This window comes from Yinghuangia sp. YIM S09857, assembly GCF_051388915.1.
In the GTDB taxonomy this organism is placed as follows: Bacteria; Actinomycetota; Actinomycetes; order Streptomycetales; family Streptomycetaceae; genus Yinghuangia.
Genome location: NZ_JBPKBH010000014.1, coordinates 179740 through 205552, shown reverse-complemented (window position 1 = coordinate 205552; position 25813 = coordinate 179740). Strand labels below are relative to the sequence as shown.

General features: G+C 66.7%; 17 protein-coding genes. 7 read left to right on the top strand and 10 right to left on the bottom strand.

The features are described 5' to 3' along the window. Positions 1–58: 58 nt before the first annotated feature. The 5 genes from ACRX5S_RS27415 to ACRX5S_RS27395 are packed head-to-tail and all read left to right on the top strand — an operon-like array spanning position 59 to position 7778. Positions 59–1582, top strand: a complete 1524-nt coding sequence (locus tag ACRX5S_RS27415) for an ATP-binding protein (RefSeq protein WP_436775775.1) — start codon at positions 59–61, stop codon at positions 1580–1582. Further along, the gene (locus ACRX5S_RS27410; protein WP_436775774.1) at positions 1579–2604 is read left to right on the top strand and encodes a PD-(D/E)XK motif protein; all 1026 of its coding nucleotides are present in this window, start codon (positions 1579–1581) and stop codon (positions 2602–2604) included. Before ACRX5S_RS27415 ends, ACRX5S_RS27410 begins: the two co-directional genes overlap by 4 nt. Then, the gene (locus ACRX5S_RS27405) at positions 2601–5561 is read left to right on the top strand and encodes a Z1 domain-containing protein (RefSeq protein WP_436775773.1); all 2961 of its coding nucleotides are present in this window, start codon (positions 2601–2603) and stop codon (positions 5559–5561) included. The genes ACRX5S_RS27410 and ACRX5S_RS27405 overlap by 4 nt, the downstream gene beginning before the upstream one ends. After that, positions 5561–6493 (top strand): YDG/SRA domain-containing protein, encoded by a 933-nt coding sequence (locus ACRX5S_RS27400; protein WP_436775772.1) that lies wholly within the window; start codon positions 5561–5563, stop codon positions 6491–6493. The genes ACRX5S_RS27405 and ACRX5S_RS27400 overlap by 1 nt, the downstream gene beginning before the upstream one ends. Before the next feature lie 55 nt (positions 6494–6548). Continuing rightward, positions 6549–7778, top strand: coding sequence for a WD40 repeat domain-containing protein (locus ACRX5S_RS27395; RefSeq protein ID WP_436775771.1), 1230 nt, complete (start codon positions 6549–6551; stop codon positions 7776–7778). On the opposite strand, the gene ACRX5S_RS27390 is transcribed toward ACRX5S_RS27395, so the two are convergent. Both ACRX5S_RS27390 and ACRX5S_RS27385 read right to left on the bottom strand, forming a co-directional pair. Next, a complete protein-coding gene (locus ACRX5S_RS27390) occupies positions 7779–8672 on the bottom strand; it encodes an MBL fold metallo-hydrolase (RefSeq protein WP_436775770.1) in 894 nt (297 codons plus the stop codon). Positions 8673–8819: 147 nt separating this feature from the next. Further along, positions 8820–9242, bottom strand: a complete 423-nt coding sequence (locus ACRX5S_RS27385; RefSeq protein ID WP_436775769.1) for a winged helix-turn-helix transcriptional regulator — start codon at positions 9240–9242, stop codon at positions 8820–8822. A 628-nt stretch (positions 9243–9870) separates the two neighbouring features. Between ACRX5S_RS27385 and ACRX5S_RS27380 the strand changes: the two genes are divergently transcribed. Both ACRX5S_RS27380 and ACRX5S_RS27375 read left to right on the top strand, forming a co-directional pair. Beyond that, positions 9871–10293 carry a hypothetical protein gene (locus ACRX5S_RS27380; RefSeq protein ID WP_436775768.1) on the top strand — a complete coding sequence of 141 codons (423 nt, stop codon included), beginning with the start codon at positions 9871–9873 and terminating at the stop codon, positions 10291–10293. Between the two features lie 1138 nt (positions 10294–11431). Next, complete coding sequence (locus ACRX5S_RS27375; RefSeq protein WP_436775767.1) at positions 11432–11632, top strand: hypothetical protein; 201 nt, start codon at positions 11432–11434, stop codon at positions 11630–11632. Between the two features lie 85 nt (positions 11633–11717). On the opposite strand, the gene ACRX5S_RS27370 is transcribed toward ACRX5S_RS27375, so the two are convergent. The 8 genes from ACRX5S_RS27370 to ACRX5S_RS27335 form a co-directional block, all read right to left on the bottom strand. Beyond that, a complete protein-coding gene (locus ACRX5S_RS27370; protein ID WP_436775766.1) occupies positions 11718–14204 on the bottom strand; it encodes a helicase-associated domain-containing protein in 2487 nt (828 codons plus the stop codon). 323 nt (positions 14205–14527) lie between these two features. After that, the gene (locus ACRX5S_RS27365; RefSeq protein WP_436775765.1) at positions 14528–15052 is read right to left on the bottom strand and encodes a hypothetical protein; all 525 of its coding nucleotides are present in this window, start codon (positions 15050–15052) and stop codon (positions 14528–14530) included. Then, on the bottom strand, positions 15043–15936 hold the full coding sequence (locus ACRX5S_RS27360; RefSeq protein WP_436775764.1) for a hypothetical protein: 894 nt from the start codon (positions 15934–15936) through the stop codon (positions 15043–15045). The genes ACRX5S_RS27365 and ACRX5S_RS27360 overlap by 10 nt, the downstream gene beginning before the upstream one ends. Beyond that, on the bottom strand, positions 15933–18068 hold the full coding sequence (locus ACRX5S_RS27355; protein ID WP_436775763.1) for a hypothetical protein: 2136 nt from the start codon (positions 18066–18068) through the stop codon (positions 15933–15935). Before ACRX5S_RS27355 ends, ACRX5S_RS27360 begins: the two co-directional genes overlap by 4 nt. Next, positions 18061–18864 carry a hypothetical protein gene (locus tag ACRX5S_RS27350; RefSeq protein WP_436775762.1) on the bottom strand — a complete coding sequence of 268 codons (804 nt, stop codon included), beginning with the start codon at positions 18862–18864 and terminating at the stop codon, positions 18061–18063. Before ACRX5S_RS27350 ends, ACRX5S_RS27355 begins: the two co-directional genes overlap by 8 nt. An 87-nt stretch (positions 18865–18951) precedes the next feature. Beyond that, entirely contained in the window at positions 18952–19638 is a 687-nt protein-coding gene (locus tag ACRX5S_RS27345; protein WP_436775761.1) for a Crp/Fnr family transcriptional regulator, read from the bottom strand. A 26-nt stretch (positions 19639–19664) separates the two neighbouring features. Beyond that, complete coding sequence (locus tag ACRX5S_RS27340; protein WP_436775760.1) at positions 19665–22937, bottom strand: type ISP restriction/modification enzyme; 3273 nt, start codon at positions 22935–22937, stop codon at positions 19665–19667. A 1154-nt stretch (positions 22938–24091) separates the two neighbouring features. Next, positions 24092–25498, bottom strand: coding sequence for a sporulation protein (locus ACRX5S_RS27335; RefSeq protein ID WP_436775759.1), 1407 nt, complete (start codon positions 25496–25498; stop codon positions 24092–24094). Positions 25499–25813 lie beyond the last annotated feature (315 nt).

Genomic DNA, 25813 nt, shown 5'->3' with positions numbered 1-25813 from the left:
GCCGACACATGTGAGGCGCGACCGCGCGGGGGTGCGTGGTCTGACACCGGGGTGGGGCATGACCGACTGGCAATTCGACGTACCGACATCCGGTTCTAAGCAACTGCCACCAGATCCCCGCTACGTGGATGCGTTGACGAGCCAGGGGTACGGCTTCGAAGTCGCCATCGCGGACCTCGTCGACAACTCGATCGACGCGGGAGCCAAGGATGTGGTCATTCACTTCCTCCGCGACGGCGACTTCCTGGTCAGTCTGTTGGTTGTTGACGACGGCGCCGGGATGAACGAGGAGGCCCTTGACGTAGCGATGACGGTGGGTGGCCGACGTGATTACGGTGCCGACAAGCTCGGCATGTTCGGTACGGGCCTCAAGTCCGCCTCCTTGAGTCACGCTACGTCGCTCACCGTCGTCACCAAGACGAAGCGCAGCCGCCCTATCGGACGTCGTTGGCGAATGGAACAGGCGCGCACCGACTTCCTGTGCGACATCGTGGATGCCAAGTACGCGCAGGCGCTGCTTGACCGCTACGCGGAGCGTCCGATCACCTGGCAGGGAACGGTCGTTCGCTGGGACGGCGTTAAAGACTTCCCCAAGCACGGCGACCTGGCGCAGACGGATCGGTACCTGCATCGCGTCATCGACAAGCTCGGACTCCACCTGGGCCTATATCTGCACCGCTTCCTGGACCAGCCGGACTTCAACATTACGATCGCGGTTGAGGACGTGCGTTCCGGCATCGTCTACATGGAGTACGGAGTCGAACCGCTCGACCCGTTCGGCTACCCGATGCCCGGACGTGCCGAGTATCCCAGGCAGTTCCAGGCCCATCTACCGACAGTCGGCGAACTCCCCATCTCCGCCCATATCTGGCCGGCGAAGTCGAGCATGCCGGAGTACCGCGGACTTGGAACGGTGCTTGACCGTCAAGGCTTCTATTTTTACCGCAATAATCGGTTGGTCCAGGCCGGCGGTTGGAACGGCTTCCGACAACCGGAGCAGCACCTGTCGCTTGCGCGCATCGCGGTGGATCTGCCGAAGGAATACGGCGACGTCTTCCGACTGACCGTCAAGAAGGCCGGTGTCGAGGCGTCGCCGGAGTTCGCCGTTGCGATCGAGGCCGCCGAGGACGCGCAACAGCGGGCGTTTGCGGAGTTCTTGGCGGACGCCGAGACGACGTACCGCGAGGCGCGCAAGAGGCGTGGTCCGGAACGCAAGTCAGTGATCCCACCCGGGAAGGGCTTCGACCCAGACTTGCGCAAGGCGATTGACGCCGAACTCCCGTTTCTGGACGGTGAGGAGCCGATTTCGATGCGCTGGCGGCGCTTCGACTCGGATGCCTTCTTCGACCTGGACCGCGAGGATCACGTCGTCTACCTCAACCAGAAGTACCGCCCGGCTCTGCTGGCTGGTCGGTCGGCGGGGCTCAACGACCTTCCCGTGCTCAAGAGCCTGCTTTACCTGCTGTTGCACAAGGTCTTCGAGTCTGAGATGCAAGGTTCACGCGAGAAGGACAACCTGGCTCTCTGGCAGGCGATTCTGGTGGCCGCCGCACAGAGCGAAGCGGAGCGAAACGGCGCATGAGCGTCGACGCGTTGTCGGGAAGGGCGTACGACATGACCGGGTCCTACGGGGCGTGGGCGGAGATCTCGCATTGCATCGACGTCGGCGAACCTCGGCGAATACCCGTGGACACGAAGGATCCTCACGTCGAGTACTTCGTCGGTAGTGACGGGGAACGCATCGGACTGCGGGTCGAGGTCGACGCCGAGATGCGCCTCCCAACATCGCCCCTAGCCGCTGTCAAACTTGCGAAGGTGGTGCAAGGGGGCAAGAGGTTCATGGAGATCTCGACTGTCGAGCGGGAACTGTACCGGGATTTCCACGACTTGCTGTCGGGTGTCGCCGAACGGGTGCGCTCGGGTGCGAACCCAGTCGCTGCGTGGGGAGCCACGGTTCGGTCGTGGAACGAACTGCTAACCCGCGCGCGGACCCGATCGCTCACGCAGGAACTTGGGCTGCTGGGGGAATTGTTTGTGCTGGAACGCCTTGCCGCGGGGTACGGCTGGCAGTTGGCGGTGAAGTCCTGGCGGGGGAGCGCCGATGAGGAGCACGATTTCGGGCTTCCAGACGTGGACATCGAGGTCAAGACCACAGCGTCCGAGCGGCGCGTGCACCGCATTTCGGGGCTTACGCAACTCGCAACCACGGGGGATCGTGAACTGCTGCTCTGCTCACTTCAATTCACTCGCGGCGGAGCATCTGGACGCACCTTGACAAGCTGCATCGCCGCCTTGCGGGCGCAGATCGACGCGGAGGCTCCGGCGGAGCGTGACCATTTCGAGGGACGACTGATCGCCTACGGGAGATTGGACGATCGTGAACAGGCGGACGAAGAGTCATGGGCCTTGCGCACGCGGCCGGCCGCGTACGTTGTCGATGGGAGGTTCCCGAGGCTGACGCCGGATCTCCTCGCGCTGCCGCCTGAGGTGCGCTCTCACCTCGTTGACGTGACGTACCGCATTGATGTCGACAACCTCGCATGTGCGACGAGTGAGGTTGCCCAGTTGCTTTCCGCCTCGCAGCAAGGGGAGTTCGTCGCATGAGTGACACGCTGCTGTTCGTGCATCAGGCCGCGTTGGGCGCGATGAAACGCAAGCCGCGGCCGTTGGCGCGAGCCTTGGAATTCGCGGCCGAGGACTTCGACTTCGTTCCGGATCTCAGCGAGTCGGTGCTGCGCCAAAGGCTATTCGAGGCTCGCGCCGGGGACGAACTCAGTCTGTTGTGGCGACACATCCTCGCCGAGTGGGACTTCGCCAGCGAGGCGACGTGGACGGACGCACCCCCACGCACGCTCGAACGTCGCTCGCATACCTACAAGTTGCTGGACGTCGAACCCCGGACCGCCGAAGTGCTGGACGCCATTGCACCGGTGGCAGTTGAGGATGGACCGACCGTCATCAGCGACGAGTTCAGCCCGTGGTACGACGCGCGGCGAGAGGGCTGGTACTGGCCCGCGTACCGCGGCCTGCTGCTCAACAAGGGCTGGAAGCCGGAGGCTGTCGCCTCGCTCGACGATGCAACGACGAAGGTGGTGGAGCGCCTGGCGAATCCGTCACAGCCTGAGGCGTACCAATCCAAAGGCCTGGTCGTGGGTTACGTCCAGAGTGGCAAGACGGCCAACTTCACAGGTGTGGTGGCCAAGGCCATGGACGCCGGCTACAGGCTGATCATCGTCCTGGGTGGAACGCTCAATCTCCTGCGCGGTCAGACCCAAAGGCGGCTGGACATGGAACTCGTTGGCGAAGAGAACATCCTGCGCGGACGGGACCGCAACGATCCGGAAGCCCTGGAGGACTTGGACTATGGCGACGATCCCGAGTGGCATCAGGGCAAGTTCCTTAAGCACGGTGGACTTCCCTCGCTGCTGCATCACTTCGACATCGAACGCCTGACCACACGCGACTACGACTACAAGCGGCTCCAACAAGGGATATCCGCCCTGGAGTTCGAGAAGAAGTATCCACACAAGCCGTTGTTCCATTCGGACAACCTGCACGCCAGCAAGGCGCGGCTGATGGTGGTCAAGAAGAACAAGATCGTTCTGGAGAAGTTGCTCAAGGATCTGAGGAAGATCCATACTCCGCTGGATCAGATCCCGGTGCTGATCATCGACGATGAGTCGGATCAGGCGTCCGTCAACACGTCCAACCCGAAGAAGTGGCAGGAAGGCAAGGCGGAACGTACCGCCATCAACGGCCTGATCGCACAGTTGCTGGCCCAACTTCCGCGCGCACAGTACGTGGGCTACACTGCCACACCCTTCGCCAACGTGTTCATCGACCCGTCCGACGCGGTGGACATCTTCCCGAAGGACTTCATCATCTCTCTGCAACGCCCCGACGGGTATATGGGTGTCCGGGATTTCCACGACCTCGACTCCGACGTCCCGCCAGAGGAACGCGCGATCGCGAACTCTCAAGAGGCAGCGCACGTGCGAGGCATCACTGTCGGCGACGAATCCGATGACGTTTTCCTGCAACAGGCCTTGGACATGTACGTCCTCACCGGAGCCGTCAAGCTCTTTCGCGAGCAGCACGGGCTCGGTAACGACTACTTCCGACACCACACGATGTTGGTACACCAGTCCGTGCGCGTCGCGGAGCATCGGGAACTGTCCAAGCGGCTCACCAAGATGTGGTACGAATCCGCTTACATGGGCGAGGCGGGTCACCAGCGCCTTCGCGCCCTGTTTGCCTCTGACCTGAAGCCGGTGTCCACCCACCACGCCGCCGGTCAGGCCGTACCTGACACCTTCGACGAACTCATCCCTTGTCTTGGGCCGGTGCTTGTACGCATCAGCGGCGACGGCGGCCCGGTCATTACCGTCAACGGCGACCAGGACGTGGAGAAGGGCGCCGCCGACTTCGACAAGCGGTCCATCTGGAAAATCCTTGTCGGTGGAACGAAGCTGTCGCGCGGATTCACGGTCGAGGGTCTGACGGTCACCTACTACCGACGCACCACCGCCCAGGCCGACACTCTGATGCAGATGGGTCGTTGGTTCGGCTTCCGCCGTGGCTACCGCGACCTCGTACGCCTCTTCATCGGTCGCTCCGAAGCCTTCGGCAGACAAACCGTCGACCTCTACGACGCCTTCGAGGCGATCTGTCGCGACGAGGAAGCCTTTCGCGAGGAACTGCACAAGTACGCCGAACTCGTCGATGGCAAGCCGCAGGTCACCCCCGCCCAAGTCCCACCGCTCGTTGCCCAACACTTGCCCTGGCTCAAGCCCACGGGTGCCAACAAGATGTACAACGCGGAGTTGGTAGTCGTGCGCTCCCCAGGGCGGCGCGTCGAGCCCACCGGTTACCCACTGAAGGCTGCGGACCTCAAGCACAACACGGCGCTCTGGCGTCCGCTGCTTGACCTGTTGGCGCCTGAAGCCGCGGAGTTTTTCTACAAGCCCAACTACGTTGGTGAACGTCCTCGCCACTACCACGCCTTCTACGGGGCAGTAGGACACCAGCAACTCCTCGCTGTCATGAGCGACTTGAGGTGGTGGGACCCCACCACGTTCTCGCCACACCTTGCCTACCTTGAGGAGTTGGGTGAGACACCAGGGCAAGTGGACGACTGGGTGCTGCTGTTGCCGGGGCAGTCCGCCCAAGGACGTACTGAAGCTTCGATCCTCGGCGCGCGCCCGCTGCCGTTGGCCCGCCGAAACCGTCGTCGCTATCCGTTGTTTGGCGCGATCATGAACCCCGAGCATCGTCAGGCTGCGTACCGCATCGCTGGTGCTCCGGAGAGCGTGGGTGACGAGAGCGCAGACCGGTTGGCACGGCCGAGGCGCGGTGCGGTCGTCCTCTATCCGATCGTGGAGCAGGACCCCGCGGAACTGGTCGTTGCCGGCACCATCGACCCAACTAAAGTGGTCATGGGATTTGCGTTGATCCCACCCGTCGTTGCCCAGGGAGCGGGACGCGAACTCGTGCGCTTCCGCACGCGCGACTCATCCCGCCCAAACGTTCCCATCATTGACCATTTTGTGGAGCCCTCCTGATGGCGCGACTCGAAAATCGAAGCGACAACGGGTTCTTCGGCCCGATCGCCGGAGTTCATGTTGGCCAGATGTTTGTTAGTCGTGCCGCCGTTCGGGAAGCCAAAGTGCACCGTCAGTTGCAGGCCGGAATCTGCGGCCGGGCTGCGGAAGGTGCCGAATCGATCGTGGTTTCCGGGGGATACCAAGACGACGTGGACCACGGCGACGTGATCATCTACACCGGCGAGGGCGGCCGCAACCCTGCCAACGGCCGCCAAGTAGCAGACCAGGTCCTGACTAAGGGAAACGCCGCACTCTTGCAGAGCCAGGCCCTCAACCTACCCGTACGTGTTGTGCGCGGTCACGTGCCGGACGTGGCGTTCTCACCTCCCTCGGGCTACCGCTACGACGGACTCTTCGCGGTCGCCCGGTCATGGTCGGAAGCCGGTAGAGACGGATTCCTCATCTGGCGCTACGAATTGGTAAAGCTCCCGGAACAGGATCCTGTAGTCGGAGCTCCCGCCGATACTGTTGAGATCGGGCGCCTACCCCTGCCGACGGGCAACGACACCCCAGGGCGGACGACGCGCACGTCCTATCGGATACGCCGCGACTCGCTGCTGGCCGAAAAGGTCAAGCAACTGCATGATCATCGTTGTCAGGTTTGTGGTCTCCGCCTTGAAACCCCTATGGGACACAAGGTGCAGGGCGCCCACATAGTCCCGCTGGGCAAGCCCCACAATGGCCCAGACATTCCCGAAAACCTGCTGTGCCTTTGTCCTAACCACCACGCACTCTTCGACGGACTGGCTTTGGAAATACGCCATGACCGTTCCGTCTGGCACGTAATGAACCAGGAAAGCCTCGGCACGCTGCGACTCGCGCCCGGCCACCATGTCCGGGACACGTTCCTGGCGAAGCATCGCGACCTGGTCGCCCGCCGACAGCACTGACCGCATCTCGGGGCATCTGGGACGGCGTCCGACCGGGCGTATAGCCTCGGCGCGCATGACGGTTCTGGATATGACGCTGAGGTTGTCCGAGCCCGCGCGGACGAGGTTTTGCCGGATGGTGGCGGACGGGGTGCGGCTGACGTGCCAGACGTGGACCGATGCGCGTCGGCCGCGGGAGACGGTGCGGGACTTCGCGACCGCGGACCAGGCGGTGGAGGGGTTTCACGCGTATCGGCGGAAGAAGATGCAGGAGGGGTTCGCGTACGTCGTCGATCCCGCGGGGGCGGTACGCGGCGACACCCTGCTGTACCTCAAGGCGCCGCTGCGGTGCACCGGCGGGTTCGACCTGTCGCCGGACGCCAGGACCCTCGTGACCGGTGGCTTCCGCGACAGCACCAACACCGCGGAGATCCATGTGATCGATGCCGCGACGAACCTCCGCCGCCTGGTCCACTCCGTGCCGCCGTCACCCGAGCTCGCCCAACCGCTGCCGCACGCCGTGCTGTTCGACGTCGCCGCCGAGCGCGTCGTCTTCGCGGTCGGCGGCGAGACGCGGCTGCTCGACCTCGCCTCCGGTGGGACGCGGACGCTCGCCGCCTACGTGCAGTTCAAGACCGCGCACTACAACCCGTTCCGGCTCCGCCCGCAGTGGGACGCCCGGCGCGAACGGCTGTTGGTCTTCGACCGCGACGACAGCGTCCGCGTACTCGACCCTGACGGCGACGAACTGTTCCAGACCTCCGCGGCCAGGCAGCCATCGGAATGCTGGGCCGCCGGCCTGTCGCCGTCCGGGAAGCTCCTGGCACTGTGCTTCGTCCAGGGGTCGCGCTACAGCGAGGACGCCCCGCGGACCGTCGAGATCGAGATCTGGGACGTCGACGCGCGGCAGCTCGTACGGCGTCTCCCGATGCAGGACAGGCCGTACACCGTCGGCTTCGACCCCGCCGACACCTGGCTCGTCGTCAACTCCGAGGCCGTCGAAGGCCCAGCCGCGTACGCCCTGGAGACCGGCGAACTCGCCTGGTACTGCCCGGCGCTCCGGAACCCGGACCGCTGGGCCCGCTGCCACGGTTGGGCCTTCTCACCCGACGGTACAACCCTTGTCGTCGGCGGCCGCGGCGACATCTCGGTCCTGGACGTCGCCGCCCGCCACTACGACGCCGCCTTCAACTCCCGTTCCGACAACGGCGGTACGGGCCGCACCGACATCATCAGATTCGATGCGGCCCAAACCGTGATAGCGAGCCACGGCGACAACGGCCGCATCCTCATCCGCAAACTCTGATCACGCTACGCGTCCGCGCTGCCACGCCCGGGCCGACTTCGGCGGCAGGACGCGGCCGAACACATGCCCGGCGAAGTGGCCGCCGGCCAGCACCGTGTGCTCGTCTTCGAGTTCCTTGAGCAGGAGTTCGCGCGTTGCGACGCTCTGCCCGGGATCGACGTCGAACGCGAAGTTCCAGGAGCTCTCGGTGACTTGCACCTGGCAGTGCATCACGTCGCCGAGGATGACGAGGCGGTCGGGGGATGCGCCCGCGGGGTCGGTGACGACGAGGCTGATGTGGCCGGGGGTGTGGCCCGGGGTCGCCAACACGCGTACACCCGGCGCTATTTCGTCGCCGTCACCGACATGCTCGACCAACTCGGCGAGAGAAGCCTGAACGGCGTAGGGGTGCGGGCCGACGGGGTCGTCCGTACCGGCCCAGTGCCGCCACTCGGCCTCGGCGACCATGTGCCGCGCACCGGCGAAGGTGAGGCCCGTGACGCGTTGCCCCTCCGGGGCGTTGGGGGCGGGCGCGACGTTGGTCGTCCAGCCGACGTGATCGTGGTGTAGGTGGGTGTAGACGACGGTGTCGATGTCGTCGGGAGTCAGGCCTTCTTCGGCGAGGCTGTCGAGCAGCCCGCCACCGCGGAAGTCGGCGACGCCCGGGATACCGAACGCGACGTCCCCCAGCCCCAGATCGACAAGGATCGTGCGACGCCCGGTACGGATGAGGAACGCGCCGATGCTCACCGGGAATCGGCCCGCGTCATCGAGGAACGCCGCGTGTGTCGACCAGCCGTCGGGCGCGCTGGCCGGGAAGAGGACGTCGGGGTTCAGCCATCCGTGCCCGTCGGGCAGGAAGGTGATGGCGGTCTCGCCGACGTGAACGGTGGCTCGGGGGGCCGCTGCAACCATGGTGGTACTCCAGTTCGCCTAGAGGCTTCCGGGGGATGACTCAACCCTCGGACAGCAGCGCGGCGTTCGTAAGACGGCACTTTGAAGTGCCCGCCCCCTCGCCCGACCCCGCCCCGCCCCGCCCCTCGCCCCGAAGCCTCAGCGGCGTCAGCCAGATGCGCCCGCGGTACGGGCGGCGCGGGCGCGTTCGATCTCGTTGATGTGCGTCTCGGTCCACAACCGGATCGCGGCAATGGGCTCGCGCAGACTCTGCCCGAGCGGAGTGAGGGCGTAACTGACCTCGGGCGGCACGGTCGGCGTGACAGCGCGCTCGACGAACCCGTCAGCTTCGAGGAGCCGCAGCGTCTGCGTGAGCATCTTCTGAGTCACCCCCTCAACCCGCCGCCGCAACTCAGCATGCCGCCGCGGCCCGTCCCCGAGAGCGTCAACGATCAGGACGGTCCACTTGCTCGCAATGTGGTCAAGAACCTGCCGCGTCGCGCACTTCTCGGAGAAGACATCGGCAGGAAGCCCAGACGACGCAACGATGACCCGGCCAGTGCTCTCCATAACGATCCAGAATGCCAGCAAGACCCATCCGCACGACGAACCCCCACACACAGATGCGGCGCGCCGGCCGCTTCGTCGGTACCCCCCGGCGGACCGACGCGTCCAGACGCAACACCAGCCGACAACTGCACCTGAGACCCAGACCAACCTCAGAACGGTGAAACGAGGGGCTGTTGGTAAATCACTTCAAAGCATGACAAAGAAGAGAAAAAGGCATCTCAATCAGGTTCATACGTATACGCCGGGGCCCTGAAGGGTCTGTAGATCGAACGGCTCTGCCTCACTTTGGTGCTAGCTCTTCGTGAGCGTCGCGGGAGAGGGATGCGGTGGCGGAGGAGGTCGAATCCGACTCGTGGGTCTGCCGCATGATGCGTTTGGTGTGGGTGTTGACTTCTTCGATGGGTTTGTTGTGGTGGGGCGTCGACTGCTGAGCGGTCGAGTTCGAGGCCGGTGGCGAAGGCCTGTAGGTGGCGTCCGGTGACGCGCGGGGACACCGTACGTTCGCGCGGTATTCCGGAACGGCGGCTCGCACGATGCTCCCACCACGCTGTGGGTTGCCCCGTCATGCGCGCTCCGGCTTCGCGCAGTGCGTCGCGATCGGGTGAGAACCTCGACGGTCATCGGCGGGTGCCTGCGTAGGCTTTGCGCCATGACACCTGGGACTTCTGACCTTCGTGACTTCCCAGCGGGAGAGGTACGCGTCGTCCTGCGTGAACTCCGCTTCTGGGACGACGTCGAGGGGATGCTGGAGGGAACGCCGTACCTGCATCGCAAGTTCAGACTGATGCAGCTCGAGCGACAGGTCGCCGAGACGAACGGCGTCTATGTTCATGGTTTGGACGGCATGCGGGCTGACATGGCGGCCCACGTCGATTCGTGGCTGCCCCGAGTACGTTGCCACGCCCGATTGACCTCGATGTGGCGCCCGGAGTCTGCGGCGGGCTTCGGTGAGTCAGAACTGTTGGTCGTGTGGTTCCAGTATCCCGCTGAGGACCCCTTCACCCGCCTCGCCGAGATCGTGCGGCCATTGGACTGGACGAAACTGGCCGTCTTCAAGGTCCATGAAGACTGAACCGGCGGATGAGGAGATCGCAGTTTGGTGGTGTCCCGACAGGGCGCGAGAGCGAGGCTCACGCGGCCATGCCAGTTCGGTTCGAGCCCGGTGGATGAACTCGATTACTTGGGGCTCGCGGCGCCAGGCGCTGAGTGCGGTGGTGCGTTAACGGACATAGTCGAGGCGCGGACCGACCGGTGCCGAAAGCGGTCCAGCCGGCCAGGCGGGGCAAATCGGAAGTGGTGGAGGGCATTTCGTGGCCCACCATGTCGGTGAAGGTTCCGCGTAGCAACGAGGCAGCGCGTTCGCGGCGTACACGCGGCCGGTCAACCTGGACCTGCGCGCCGAGCCCCAGGCGGGTAGCGGGTGGGAAGTCGCCGCGGAACGCGAGCGTGTCGGCACGCGGCATGTCCTGCGAAGCGGGGACGTCGAACGCCGGATGACTGGCAGCGGCGCCAACACACGCGGTGGCAGGCGAACCGCCGCGGTACACACGTCACCATCGGCGCCATCAGGTCGGGTCTGCATCGTTCCCGCGACCTTGCGGCTGCGGCGATCATCCACGTGGAGACGGCGGCCCCGGACGGCGTTCGCTCGCTGCGCCCGGCGTGACGGTCCTGCGATATGCCGCGGGCCTGTTCATCCTGGCCGGGCCCACGGCATCGCGCTCGTGTGTTCACACGGCGAGCAGGCGTTCCGGATTTTGGCCCGTCGTGGTGCTGCGGACCAGCGCCCCGGCTGCACGGTCCGGAACGTTCGATCAAGCAGAACGACTGTGGTCCGACGCCGACTCCGCCACGCTCCCACCACACGCCCGAACGAGGCCGCGGCGCGGATCAGCCCCGGTGCGGATGGACGGGGGTGTGGGTGGCGAAGCCCCCACAGCGCGTGGCGAAGCAGCGCAAAAACGACCAAAGTCCCCCCGGTCCGCGTTTTCCGCGGACAGAAGGGACCCAGGGCTTTGGTGCGCCGCCAGGGACTCGAACCCCGGACCCGCTGATTAAGAGTGACCTAGTCAACCCAGCCTTACCGTGCGTTCAGTGGGTCTTCAATTACCTTGTCCCGCTATGCGCGACTCATGAACACGGGGCAGCTCCACGCGTCCACGGCATGGTCCCGAACGCCCGCTCCCACCACGCTCCCACCACGCCCGTGGGTGGAAGACACGCGGCTCGCCGAGCGGTTGGCGCGGGCTCGGGCTGGTCGGGGGGCCTTCCTCCGGTTCAAGGACGCGGTGGCCGACGCGGACGGCGATCTGTTGGTGCACTTCCACGGCTTCTCCGAGGAGCGCCGGCGCGGTCGCGCCCGGGAGTGGCTCGCCGGGCAGGGCTATCCGCCTGTGGCACGGATCTCGTAGGCGCGTTTGCGCGACCGCGCGGCCGTTGCGATGCACACTCGACGACTTCGCGGTTCGCACCGAGGCTGGCGGCGTAGGCGTCGTCTCAGCGCTTCGCGGTGAGTTGCTCGGCGAGTTCACGGGCGCTGGACGGGATGCCCCGGGCGGGCGTGCCGTATTGCGGGTGCGCCTGGTCCAGACTCGGCAGGACGCTTGGGGCGCGTTGCGCGGGCACGCGTTCCAGGACGGTGGTGCCGGTCTCGGCCTCCAGCACAGGCGCGAACCCGGCACCACGTAGTGCGGCCAGCGTCTCGTCCGGCGGCGCGGTGGAGATCAGCACGGTCGAGGCGATGCGCCGCAGGCCCAGCTTGGCCAGTCCCCGCGTGCCGGCGACCTCGGCGATCAGCGTCGGGTCGTCGCAGCGGATGCAGCAGGCTGAGCGGACCACCTTCAGCTTGCCGTGGGTCCGGGCGGTGTCCTTGATCGTGTACGCCAGCGGCTGCGGCAGTGGGAGTCCGTTCGCGGACACGGCGGTCAGGCGTTCGGCGACGTCGTCCGCGCTGCGGCCCGCGTCGTAGGCGCGGCGCAGCGAGGCCGGGCTGATCCGCCACACCACCGCATGCCCTTCGGACTCGATGTCCCCGACGGCAGAAAGCAGTTCGGCGAGCTCGGGGGCAGGCGCACCGGTCACGGTGGCGGTCAGGTCGGACTGGAACCGGGCGGTGGTGCTCGGCGCGGGCAACGTGGACTGCAACGCGTCGCGCAGCCCGGCGACCGCACGCGCCAGCGCGGGCCGCCGCTCCAGGTCGGCGCCCAGCCCGTCGAGGCCGGACGCTCCGGGATCCGCGTCGGCACCCGGGACCGCGGGGAAATGGTCGGCGGCGCCCGCCTCCAGCAGGGCGCCGACCGCGTGCCCGGCCGCGGTCAGCGCGCCGCCGGAGACCAGCCCCAGCAGCTCCGCTTCCGCCAAGGTCGCCTGGAGCCGGCCGGCGAACCCGTCCTCGTCCGCGGACGCATCGGCTGCCGCGTCCGACACGGAAGAGCTCAGCAGGGAAGGACCCAGCAACGGCTGGAACCACACGGCGCGCTCCAGCAGTTCGGCCCGTGCCTCCGATCCAGGCGCGAGACCGCGGCCCTCGGGGAGGGTCCCCAGCGCGCGCAGTACGCCGCGTCGCAGCGGTACCGCGGTGCCGTCCTGCGGGCTGACCAGGGCCACGGGCGTCTCGCCCGCATCGTCCGGCCAGTACGTGAACACCTCGGGCACCACGGCCCAGGCGGCGACCAGCGCCAGCATCTTGCCCGCAGGCGCCGCGGCCGCCCACGCGTCGAACCGTTCGGTGGGCAGCAGCTGCACCGCCGCGGACGGTGAGGGAGCTCGCCCGCCTTTCCGCCTGCTCCGCGTGGGCTCCGGGGAGTCTGCGTGCGGCGCGGCGAGCCCGGCGTTCACCGCCAGGTCCAGCCACAGCCTTGTGTGTTCCTCGCTCGCTCCGGCGGCCTTCGCGAGCCGCCGCGTGTCGCGCACTGCAATGCCGCCCGCCTTGCGTACCGTGACCGGGCGCGCCGCCAACTCTCGCAGCACCAGCTCCGCCCGCCACACGGCGGCTGCCGCCGCGACTGCACCGTGCCCGGCCGCGTCGCGCGGCAGCTCCACGGTCCGTGTCAGCGGCTCGGGGTCCAGGGCGACCGGCAGGACCAGTTCGTCGGTACGCAGGGCCTGCGCCACCTCATACGGCAGCTCGACCAGATCGTGGTCGACGGGCACGACCATGCCCCGCGCAGCCAGCCAATCAGTACCCGTATCCCCGGAACCCGCCGCGCGGAACGTGTACTTGGATCCGGGCCCGTAGTACCGCCCGCCGATCACCTCGAAGCAGTGCGTACGCATCAGCGGCGGCCCCGCAACCAGATGCTCCAGCAGATCCAGCGCATCCCGCGGCGCATCCGCCACCATCGCGCGCACCCGCAGCGGATCCCCCAGAACCGCCGCGACCCCCTGCTGCGCCTCCGTGCGAGTCCGCACCTCGCCCAACCCGAGCCCGGCCGCGACACGCTTGACCTCCGGCGCGTTGAACGCCGCCGTCATCAACTCGTCGACGGGCGCGCCGAAGCCCGCCCATTCCGCCGCGTTCGTGTGCAATAGCGACGGCACCGCCAACCGGCCGTCCGGTGCAGGCAGCACCAGCGCCCGTTCCCGCAACCCGTCCAGGACCTCCGCCGCCTGCTCCCGGAACAGCCCGCCGGCCGCCAGCGAATCCAGCAACTCCCGCTCGGACACCAGCCGCTCGAACGGCTCGACCGGCGCGGCCACCGACGTCGACCACGCAGGCACGGGCCGTCGCGCGCCAGCCACCGGGCCGTGTTCCTCCAACGCCCGCAACGCCACCGTTGCCAACAGCCCGACCTCACCAGCCGTCACCCGCGACAGCCCCAACAGCACAGACTGGTCCGCCAGCAACCACCCGGCCAACTCCGCGAACGTCGCGACCCGCGCATACCCCGCCGCCTGCGGCAGCGCCCGCTCCTCCAACAAGGCCGTCAACCGGTCCACCGGAAGGTGCGCCAACCAACCCTCAAGTGCCGTACGTGAATCCACAACACGAGCGTAGGCCACCACGCACCCACCTACCCGGACCGAGTGGCCATCGCCCCGCGGGCGACCATCAGCCAGCGACAGCTCTGATGCTCCCTGAGACTATTCCCCGAGACGATCACTCTCTGACCAACAGACTCAAACCCGCTGAGAAAGAGTGACCTATTCAACCCAGCCTTACCGTGCGTTCAGTGGGTCTTCAAATGTCTTGTCCCGCTATGCGCGACTCCCGAACACCAGGCAGCTCCACGCGTCCACGCCACGGTCTCGAACGCCCGCTCCCACCACGCTCCCACCATCTGGCGCGGCGGCCTGGCGGAGGTGTTTCACTGATGGGCGTTGAGAGACAAGATCACGACCCACCAAGTTATGAACAGCACCGATGACACGGCGACGGCGTGCACTGCACGGCGAACGTGACGCAACTTGGTTCGAGCCCTGCGGGCCAAGAACTGCGCGTGCGACCACGCTTCACGCGTCTGGATGGCGCGTCCTGCCACGTCATTGGTTCGTTCGGCCATCCACGGGAACGCGAGGCGGGTGGGGCCGGATGGTGTGGTGTGCGGTAGCAGGGCGAGCGCGACTTCGATCAGTGCCGCCGACAACAAGACGAGGACGAAGGCGAGCAGGATTGCCGGTGTCGGGTTGCCGGTTGAGGCGTAGCGCCACGTGGCGCTGACTCGTGCTGATTGGCTGAGGAGTCCGGCTGCGAGAGTCCCTAGTATTGCCACCAGATGCGCGGCCTTGGTATCGGCGTTTTCGATCCAGCGGCTGAAGTCGTCGATGGCGTGGAGGGCTGACGCGAGTTCGCGGTCGCGCCTGGGTGCGATTCGGTGTCGTCTTACGGCCATGGCTGTTCCGCTTCGAGCGGGTCGGTGGCTTTGCCGTTGTGGCCGAGGAAGCCGAGCTCGCGCAGCACGTTCTCCATGGAGGGCCCGGAATGAGCCATCGCTACAGAGACCCACTTGCGTACCTGTAGTCGGTCGAAGTCGCTCATCTGGGCCAGCTTCGAGAGTAGGACGGCGGTTTCCTCCACGCGGTCTGGCGCAGGCGGAAGTTGCCGCACGTAGTCGATGATCTCCCTGATGTCGTCCGGGCGCCGTTGGAGCCAGTAGGCGAGCAAAGCCACAGGACCGTCTTCGACGAGCCGCTGGTAGTAGTCCAGCCGCAGCCGTTCGAGCTGTTGGCGCTCCAACTCCACGTCCGAGCTCCACCGGACGTCATCCAGTTCGGCCTTCCGGATCTCGGGCATGGTCGGGTCGGTGACGTCGACATGCACGTGCCCGTACCCGATGCCGATCGCATCCAGGACTGCGGTTGGTTGCAGGTACGCGTTGCATTGTTCCTGCATCGCGATGGTCGACGGCCAGGAGCGGTCCGTAGCGAAGTCCGTGAGGCGGTGCTGGATGTCGCGGCGTACGTAGGGGACGGCGTCGAGGACGCGCCGGTCGACGACGACCTGTGGGTTGTTCACCCACCAGACCACGCTGACGTCCACCATCTGCCCGTGATGGCTGCCTGAGGCACCCACGTGGCACGCGAAGTTGGCCGTTCTCTCGCCGAGGTGCACCCAGTAGGCGTCACGTGCACTGCGTAACGCCGCCAGCCGGCCTCCGTTGTCGGTGGTATCGGTGACCGGGACCAAGGCGTGTGAGCGGTGCAGGGACAGCCGGTGCTTGACGTACGCGACGAGTCGGGAGCCGACCACCGGCGTGAGCAGTCCCGTCGGTGTCACGGAGCACCCCCCGGCGTGGGCAGGGGGTCTTCAAAGGTGTCGATGGCCGGCTGGAGAACGTCGACGTTCACCGTGCCGCCGTCGAAGGCGAGCCGCATGACGTCGTACGCCAGTCGCTCCATGCCCGCGCGGCGGTTGCCGGCGAACAGTTCGACCAGCAGATCCCGGACAAGCTCCGCTTCAGCACGCCGAGTTGGGTCGGCTGTCGCGGCGAGCCAGCCGGTCACCATCTGGTGGACGGCGTCGTAGCCCCCCGGCTCAGCCACCAGAGCCCGCAACAGCGTGACGGTCTCGGCCCGGCCGTCGGAGTCGCGCAGGAGGGCGATCACCTCTGCGGTGAGTTGCGGTGCGCGGGCTTGTTGCTCGGCTCCGAGGAGAAGCCTGGTCACGGCGCTGACGGTGGCACGTGCAGGCGGATCGGCCTGGGTGGGCTGGTTGAGCTGCCGTACGGCATCCACCAGTTCGATGACGGAGTTGCACAGCCTCCGGATGCCGGCGACAGCCTCGGTCATCACGTCGGAGTCGGTGGTGCGGGCGAGGCGCAGGAGGCGCGTCAGTGCGAGCTCCGGGAAGGCCTCGCCGAAGGGACCGCCGTACGCGCGTGCGGCCGTCCAACGCAGTGCAGGCGACGCATTGGCACCGCTCCAACTGTTGAGCAGATGACGGACTTGGGTCGCTGTGACAGGATCCTCGGCCGCGATGCCCAGGGCGATCGCCGCCATCTCCTGTCGATGCCGGTCCAACCGTGCCCAACTACGGATGGGACGCAGCGTGTTGAAGCCGGACCCCGCTCCGGCGAGGCGGCCGGCGGTCACCCCCGCAACCTTGTGCAGGTTGCGACCGGTCGGGGTCGCGGCCAGCCAGTCGAACAGCGGATCCCTGAGTTCGGGGTACTCCGACCAGAAGTGTTCGAGCGCGGAGCCTCCCCAGTGCAGTGCGTTGAAGCGCACTGCGTCGATCCGGTAGCTCAGCGACCTGTTGCTGATGATGGACGGCTCCGACAAGCACTCGGCACGGATGGAGTCGAGTCGTGTGCTGCGCGAGATGGGCGCCCACACCGACGTGGCATCCGTCCCGACGCGGTCCGGCGATGTCGGCGTGCCGCTGTCCAGCCGTCGAGTCAGTGCGTCGGCGCGTTCGTTCACCACCGCGTAGTCGTGGCCTTCGAACACCGACGCAGCCAACATCAGCGCCCAGTCGCCAGGCCTGGGGTGTTCGGCGAACCAGTCACGGACCGCGTCGCTCCCACGCTTGCCCAACGTGCCGAGCACGCGCGACTTGCCGTAGAGCCCGCGGGCGACCCCGATGAGATCGGCCGCGAGGGAAGCGGCGTCAGACGGTTGCGATCCTTCCGCGATCCGAGTGATCTCCTCGTCGAGGAGATCGGGGTGATCCTGGGCCCACCTTTCCCCGAGGCGATCCCGCAAGAACTCACGCACCACGTGTTCGCCGCTCGGTGCTGTGCCTTCGAACAGGTAGGGCTGCCAGCTTCCCGGAAGAGTGCGTCGGCCGTCGGACGTCGTGATGACCAGGTACGCGCCGGAGTTGCCCAGGACGTCGGCCAGTGTCTGGACGTCTGCGGTCGTGTGACCTGCCAGCAGGTCAGGCGTTGTCGCCTCGATCAGATAGCCATGTCCGCGCTTGAGCCGAGCGGAGTCCAGGGACGCCAGATCGAAATCGGGCGCGAGAGCAGTGACCTTCCGCACCTCTTGTTCGATCAGCAGATGCAGTGCCAATGTCCGTCGTCCGCTACGCGGTGCGCCGTCGACGATCAGCAGGTGTCCCCTCACCCTGCGAAGCGCGCGCAGGTAACTGGGGGGCTCGACGAACACACGTGTCACAAAGTCCAGTTCCTCGCGGCGTACGGTACCCGCGCGGACCTGGCGGACAGGACGGGCCGTGGTCCCGTCGGTGCTGTTGACATCGCCGTACAGGTTGTTGGCGAAGACGATGGTCCTGGCGGAACCCACACCCACCGCAGCCGGCCCCAACCAATCAAACCCGTACGCTGGCGGTCCGTCGGCGAGATCGTCGTCTTCGATGTCCGTGACGTCGTCCACGCCGCGCAGCAACTGCACGTTCTCACGCGCGTCGTCGGGCGCCTCGACGGCTTCATCCAACATCTCAGGCACCGCCGACCTGCTTGTCGCCGTACACGTTGTCGCCCTTGTGCCCGTGCACGATGTCGCTGTTCGTGGTGTGGTTGATCCCGCCGTTGAACGTCTCAGCCACGACCGAAGGGCCGCTGACGCTCCCGATGTGCACCTGCCCGGTGCGCTGCGGAGGCGGGGGAGCGATCGGCGAGGTCGGCTCCGGTGTCGCTGCGGAGTCTGCCGCGGAGGCCGTTGCGGCCGGACGCCAGTCGTTGGCCGGCACGTGTACCCAGACCGTCAACGTGCCGTTCTTGATCGGGGCGTCGACGCGGTGGAACATGCCCTCCTCGACCGTCTCGGCGTACCCCTGCCGCACGGCGGTACGGAACACCTGGTCGGAGACCAGCAGGGCGACACGTGACGCCGTCGCCTTGAGCACTTCGCGGCCCAGATCGGAGTCGGAGATCCGACACACCTCGATCTTCGCGGTACCCGAGCCCTCCTCAGGGTCGATCGGTCCGCAGTGCACCGCGGCTCGGAGCCGCAGCGGCGGACCGTCGAACCGGAGCGTGCGCTTGCGCAACTCTCGGTTCAGGTAGTGCACCGCGTCCACCAGCAGGTGCACACGCTCGTCTGTCAGGGTGATGATCACGCCGTCGCCGGTGTCATCGCAGCGTTCGACGTCGGTGTCCCATTCCAGACCCACGTCGGTGAGGGCGGACCGCATCACGCTGCGGATGGAGTCACGAACGGCTGGCATCCCGATGTCGCTGGTCGCCGAGAATTTCTCCGCGTCGACGGTGATCAGCGCGCGGTACGGCGGCATCTCGACCATGCTTTCCCCCTGCGTACTCGAAGAGTCACTGACTGCATGCATCAGGTTTCCGCAGGGACCGCTGGCGTGCAGCGTACTTTTACTCACTCACCGAAGATCTCCGCACCCTTTGAAGGCGATTCGGTGCAGGACGTCCGGCTTCGTGATCACGAACCTCCGGTCCGGGCCGGCTACGAGCACGCCTGCGGCTCTCAGGCTCGCGACCGCCTTGACCGCAGACTCGCGAGAGGCAGCCACCGCGGCCGCCAACTCCGGATACGTCAGCCGCATTTCCAACCGGATGCCCTCGCCCGTCTGCACCCCACACTGCTCAGCCAGGTGCAGCAGTCGCTCCGCTACCCGCTCCACCACGCTCCGCGCGCGGTATCGCAGCCGCTGGGTATCGGCCTGCCGCAAACGGCGGATCATCACCAGTAACAGCGTGACCGACACCCGAGGTTGCCGCTCCAGGTAGCCCAGAAAGCGGTCCGGCGGCATGGCCCAGACCTCCACCGGCCCGATCGCGTACACAGTCGCCGAATGCACCCCGCCGTCCAGGAGCGCCATCTCGCCGAAGATCTCTCCCGGTTCGCGGTAGGCGAGCACCACATCCAGGCCGTCCTCAGAGGAGGACAGCACCTTGACTCTCCCGCTTGTCAGGAGCAGCGCGTGCTCGGCGGGCTCCTCTTGGCTCATGAGCGCTTCCCCGTCGGCGTACCGGCGCAGCCGAGCCTGTGCCTTCCACGCTTCGACCTCGGCAGCGGTCAGCCGCTCGGCGCTGTGCTCGTCGGGCATGGCCCTCCCCGTCGGTGTGGTGTGCCTCAGAAGAGCCCTTGAAGGGTCTGCGGGAGAGGCTTTCGTGCATGGGCGGGGACGGGGAAAACTGCTGCGGTGGCGAGGTCGTCGACGGTGATGCAGTCCGCCAAGCGAATCTCGTCAAGGAGGTCACGTTGCTCGGGTTCGAGCTCGATCAGCATGGTGAGGACGTTCAATAGTTCCAGGAGTTCCGTCGTCAGGTTCGGGGCCCACGTCGTGGCAACTTCTCGGTCCAGTTGGAGAAGTCGGCGGCCGGCGGGGTTCCTCTTGCGGTAGCCGAACCACTTCCTGACGACCGGCATGCCTGAGACCTGGTACGCCCAAGTCGCAGCCCGCACGGGGCCGATCTGGCCTGTGCCTACGTGCAGGGTCTCGGTGGCATAGTCATAGCGCACTTCGTCAGGCATACCGGATTCGCTGTCCGGTATCTCGACATGGGACAACGGCCTGGACGACGGAGGCAGCATCGGGGGACCGGCGGGTCGACCGTCGCCGGGGTCGACGAACCGCTCGCCGTAGGTGTGGAGCCAGAGGCAGCGTCGCCCCAGGGCTACAGCACGCAGCCACAATTCAGGGCTGGCGGTGAGTGGAACGCGGACGCCCGGGACCTGGAGATCCTCGGCGAAGCACTCTGTGTAGGCGGGATGGGCTGCCACCGCCGCTATGTACGCCAACAAATCGTCCTCGCTGACGTCGATCCCGAGGCGGCGACGCAGTTCCTGAAGCAGCCGCGGGGCGACGTTGGGAGCGCTCGCGACCGCGTCACGATACAGCGGACGGACGCAGCCGCTGCGGCCGTTGTAGTGGTGCATGTCCGGGATCAGAGCTGTGAATACGAGCGCGGGGCCGCCGGTGATCGGATGGGCGTTCTGCTCGGACACGAAGATCTGGCCGTCGCTGCGCACGCGCCACAAATCGGGCCGAGGAACCTCCATGAGCCGGCTGTCGGGGATAAGCCACTGGCGGTCGAAGGATCGGTACGCGACGCGCACCGGCGCCGGATGCGGCAAGTGCTCGTCTGCCAGGGCGCCGTGATGCTCGGGCACACCGGGCAAAGCAGCGACATCCGTCGTCAGCTTCCGGTCCCGCGCTTCACGGAACATCTCGCGGCGCGCCTCAGTGCCCGCTGCCAAGAACAGGTTCCAGCGTCGGGTCAGCGTCGAGGGCGTGGGCGCATAGACCCAGACCCTGCCGGGAGTGACCCCTCGGGAGGACCAAGGCATCAGGTCGCTCAGCAGGGGACTGGCCTCCCACACCCCACTGCCCGCGGGCAGCAGCGCCGCACGCCAACCCGTGGCACACGGGGACCAGTTGCCCCCGTCGGGTGTCAAGGTACGCAACCCGGCGAACTTCTCCGCGCGTCGCCCTTCGACAGCCGTGTACTGGATCCGGGCCGGTATCTCCGGCGACGGCGGACCCGACCGGACAAAGATCCCGATGCACAACGGCTGACGCACCCCGGGAAAGACCCGCGTCGGGACGTCCGGAGTATGCCCCTCCGGCGAGACGTCGATGATCCACCCTTCGTCCGCTGTGCGGCGAAGGTACTCCCGCATCCCAGCGAACCCAATGCTCTTGAGATACGCCGAGGGGGTGATGAACGCGACCACTCCCTCGGGGCATTCTGGGTGGCGGTCGAAGACCTTCCAGGTCGCCCACCGCCAAAAGTAGGCATGGAGGTTGCTCAACACTGACTCGTAGCGCCCGTTTCCTTCCGCACGAAAGGCGTCCAAAGGTGGCGGCTCGGCCTGCGCACGGTCACCGCGTTCGATCCACTCGCCGGCCCCCGCGGTCACCGCGTCGTACGGCGGGTTGCCCAACACCACAAGCACCGATTCGGAGTTCTTGACCTGATCGGCCTTCTTCCGCGACTCGGCCAACGCCTTGTAGGTCAGGGGCAACCACCCGGCCTTGCCACGAGGGTTCGCCAACGTGTCGGTGACATAGATCCGCAGCCCACCCGCGGGAGCGTCGGACTGTGCACGCCGAAGCGCCTCGTACAGACGCAACTCGGCCACGGCGTACGGCCCAGCCTGCTTCTCGAAGCCGACCAGCCGCTCCCCGAGCAGTTCCCGGAGCCGAGGACCGACTTGGCCAGGACCCTCGGTGTCGCGAATAACCTGCGAGGCACGCTCGATCACGTTCAGCAGAAAGGTGCCGGTGCCCATGGCAGGGTCGACGACCACGACATCCGTGGACGCGAACCCCTGCGGGCGACGCAATCGGGTGCGCAGGATCTCCTCGACGAACGACACCATGAACCGGACCACGTCGTTCGGCGTGTAATAAGAGCCTGTCGTCTTGCGCAGCTCCGGGTCGTACACAGCGAGGAAATCCTCATACAGCCGCAGGTAGGCTTCCCCACTCCCATCGTCGAGCCGGGCCCAGTCCACAGCCCCGATCACGCGCACCAACGTCTGCAACGTCGTCGACAAACCCGAAAGCACGTCGTCCGTGAGGGCGGCCAGGGCACTCCCCATCAGCAAGTGCCGCTTGCCGAGCAACCTGGCAATCTGCGTGACATCTCGGCCGTCGAACGTGATGCCCTCGACGCGCGCCAGCAACAGCGCGAACGTCACGGTCTGCGCGTACTGATCCGCGAACGCCTCGTCGCTGGCACCGGGGAAGAGCAACCTCCGCCACCCGTCCGCGACCACACTCAGCAACGGTGCGCGCTGTCCCGCCGCCTCCAGCTCCAACGCCCGCTGCACCTCAGCACGTAGCAACTGACAAAGGCCAGCCACCGCACGTACAAGTTGCCCGACATTCCTCGGCACCACAGGCTTCCACGTCAAGAAGTCGTGGAGCAGATGCGCGAGATCACCATTGCGGGGCGCCAACCTCGCGCCGGCGGACTGAACCTTCCCCACCACCGAGGCCAGGTCCCCCGCGCGCCGCCCGTTGCGGTAGAGACCCCACTCGTTTCCGTCCGTGTACAGCACATTCGGCAGCAACCGCAGCTTGCTCCACTGCACCGCATTCCTGCCCGTGAAACCGTCCGGATCGGCCCCCAGACCCGGCCTCTTCAACTCCACGTAGCCAGTCAAGGCATCGGCGACGTCCACCGCGTAGTCCGGCCGAGCATCCAAGTGAACCAACGGGACCTCGCCGTGCATGACGATCGGGAAGCCCAACGCGGCACCGACGGCCTGAATCAGGCCCTCAAACGGCGCCCGCAATTGATCCTCAGGCCCACCAGGGCCCCTGAGCTTGGGCTTGACCTCCGCCCCAAAACGCGACACCGCCGCCGCAACCGCCTGCTCGAACGCACCGGACACGCCCATGAGCCCCCTGACTTGGTGCAACTCCCTCACCCACCAAGGAATTTCACAGTCAGTCAGAACTGTAGAAGCCCCCACGAACGACCGTCGAGAGGGTTGGCCCCATCAGATGCAAACCACCCACATACACGTGTCCGTCGAGTGCTCCAGTGGCGTGGTGACTCCCGCGCACCAGCCGTCGTCGGCAATCTGCACTATCCGACCATCGCCAACGCTTGGCCAAAGGCGATGCTGCATGCGGGTGCTGCCTCATGGCATGCCTGGTACTGATAGCCGCAGACTTCAAGCCAACCCGTGCTCTGACCTGGGTACTTGGACCTACTGAGAAAGAGTCAGCTCCATATGTCCAGTTGGAAACGACTTCGGGGCCGTCGGACGCGTCTTGTACCGATATGGGCGGCAGGTGGTACGGGAGGGTGTCGTACGTGCGCGTGGCGTTCCAGAACAGTGGCTCCCACGACGCTCCCACCGGGTTGTCGATCGGCGGTCGAGATCCTCGGCTGGGTCACCCTGCCAGCCCGTGGCCTCACTCGCTTGCCCAACACGGTTGCCCTGCCCCGGATTTGACCGTCTGTTCGGTGCTATGCCAGCATCGCGGGCAACAACCTCATAAGGACGCCGCCGTGGGTGGAGGTTGATAGCACCATCCAATCCCTCCCGTGCGGCAGACTCTGTGTGCCTGGGTCGAGCCTTTGCTCCCTCGCGCGCAGGGTTGTGGCGTGATGCACCACTTATGAAGGCTCGGTCCCCGGAAGAGGGGGAGGGGGCCTTTGTGTCTACTGTCCATGTGTGCAAGCCCCGGCGGGTCCGCCGGGGCTTATTCGTGTTCTCCGGAGGTTCCCATGAGAGATTCCGTCCCGCTGCCGATGGCATTACCCGCGTACGTGTTGCTGGGTGGCTTCGCGGCCATCGTGGTTCTCCTCGCCGTCGTAGCCGTTGTCGCGCGTACGGTAGTGAAGAAGGCTCGACCCCAGGACTTGCCCCACGTGCTTCCGGGCCTGGGGCACGTTCTTGAAGCCCTGAGCTTGTTCCTCCCTTGGAATCGCAGAGCGCGGGTTGGCGGTGCGCGTCAGACCGCTTCTCGTAGCGATCGGACCAGCCGACGGTGATGCCCTGGCAGCGTGGTTTGCGCGTATACCGTCGCGGGGTTGTCAGGTGGCTATGCTCAGTTCGGTTCGGGCTCGGTGGATGAACTCGACCACCTGAGCTTCGCGTCGCCAGGCGATGAGTGCGGTTGTGAGTTCGCGGACGTAGTCGAGGGCGCGGGTGGAGTTCACGCGGGCGAGGATGTCAATGCTCTGGTGTCCGAGTTCGAGGCCGTGGTCCAGGTCGCGGGCCTGGAGGTGGGCGGTGGCGACGATGGCGAGGCGCATGCCGACGGAGCGGGTGAAGACTCCGGCCGGCATGGCGGCGCGTTGCTCCCAGGCCAGGGACGCCTTCGGATTGCGGAGGTCGCGGAAGACTTCGGTGGCGTCGGCGGAGAGGCGGGCGTGGGTGAAGAAGTCGATCCAGTTCGGTTCGTCGCCGGATTCGGTGGCGGCGCGGCTGAGCAGGTCTTCGGACGCGGCGAGCGCGGCGGATGCGGCGCCGGAGTCGCGTGCGCGCGCATGAGCGCGGGCTTCGATGAGCTTGGTGAACCCGAGTACGCGTGGGGTGGCCCGGCCGCGGGCGCGCTCGAACGCGCCTTCGGCCATGTCGATCGCCTCGGTGTGGAAGCCGCGCATGAGGGCTTGCATGGCCATGGTGGTGAGCACGTAGCAGCCGAGTTGTACATCCCCGCCGGCGCGGGCGAGTCGTAGGGCTTGGATGAAGTACCGCTGCGCGGCGTCGTGCTGGCCGGTGTCGAACGCGGTCCAGCCGGCCAGGCGGGACAACTCGGAAGTAGTGGAGAACAGTTCGCGGCCCACCGCGTCCGTGAAGGTTCCGCGCAGTAGCGGGGCCGCGCGTTCGCGTAGGCAGGCGGCGACTGAGGACGCGCGCCAATTGCCGCCGCCGTACTTCGAGTCCCAGCGGCGGGCCTCGTCGGCGGCCTCGGCCAGTTCTCCCAAGTCGCTGCGGCCGACTCGGACAGTCCCGGGATGATCGGCCGCCGGGTCGGCGGGAACGGCGAGCCACCGGGTGGTCGGAGTGGCAAACGCGCCGACGGAGAACGCGCCGGTGAGGAAGTCGCGGCGGTGCACAGTGCTCCAGAACTCAGTGGCTTCGCGGACGGCATCCGCGGGATTCCGCGGGAAATCCAATCCCAAGTCCCGGTCCGGTGTCTCGGCGGCCGCCATTCCCAGGTCCCTAAGCGTGACCGGATGGCCCAACCGTTCGCCCAGCGCCAAGGCCAGGAACTTGGGTGTGGGCCAGCGTGGGGTCATGCCGCGGCGGCACCAGTTCGCGACAGAGGTATGCGTGTATTCGCACGCGACGCCTGCGCGGGCGGCGAGTTCGTTGACCCGGAACGCGATCGCCTTGTGGCTGGCGCCCGACTTCTCGATGAGTCGGGCCAGATCGGTGTTGGGTGACTTGCTTACGGGTGCTGCGCGACGGGCAATGGCGCTGTTCTCGGCCACGTGGTCGTCCTTCCCGAGACGACGGGCTTGCGAAGAGTATGTCGCCTGCGACAGCCCGTGAACCTGGTGCGCGATTTGTGAGCCCCCGTGTGAGCCCTCCTGCTGCGCTCCTCGCGGCGGTTGTCTCAAGTCCAGACCGCCGCCGGATCTCGCCGGCCCTGACGCGGGGACTCGTCCCCGTCCTCGTCCTGACTGGTGCCCCCGGCGGCGGCCGACGGTTGAAACAAGCGACTCAAGCAATCGGGGGTGACCAGCATGTGTGGGATCGCGGGGATCGTCGGGCCGGATGCGGCGAGGCACGAGCACACTGTCGCG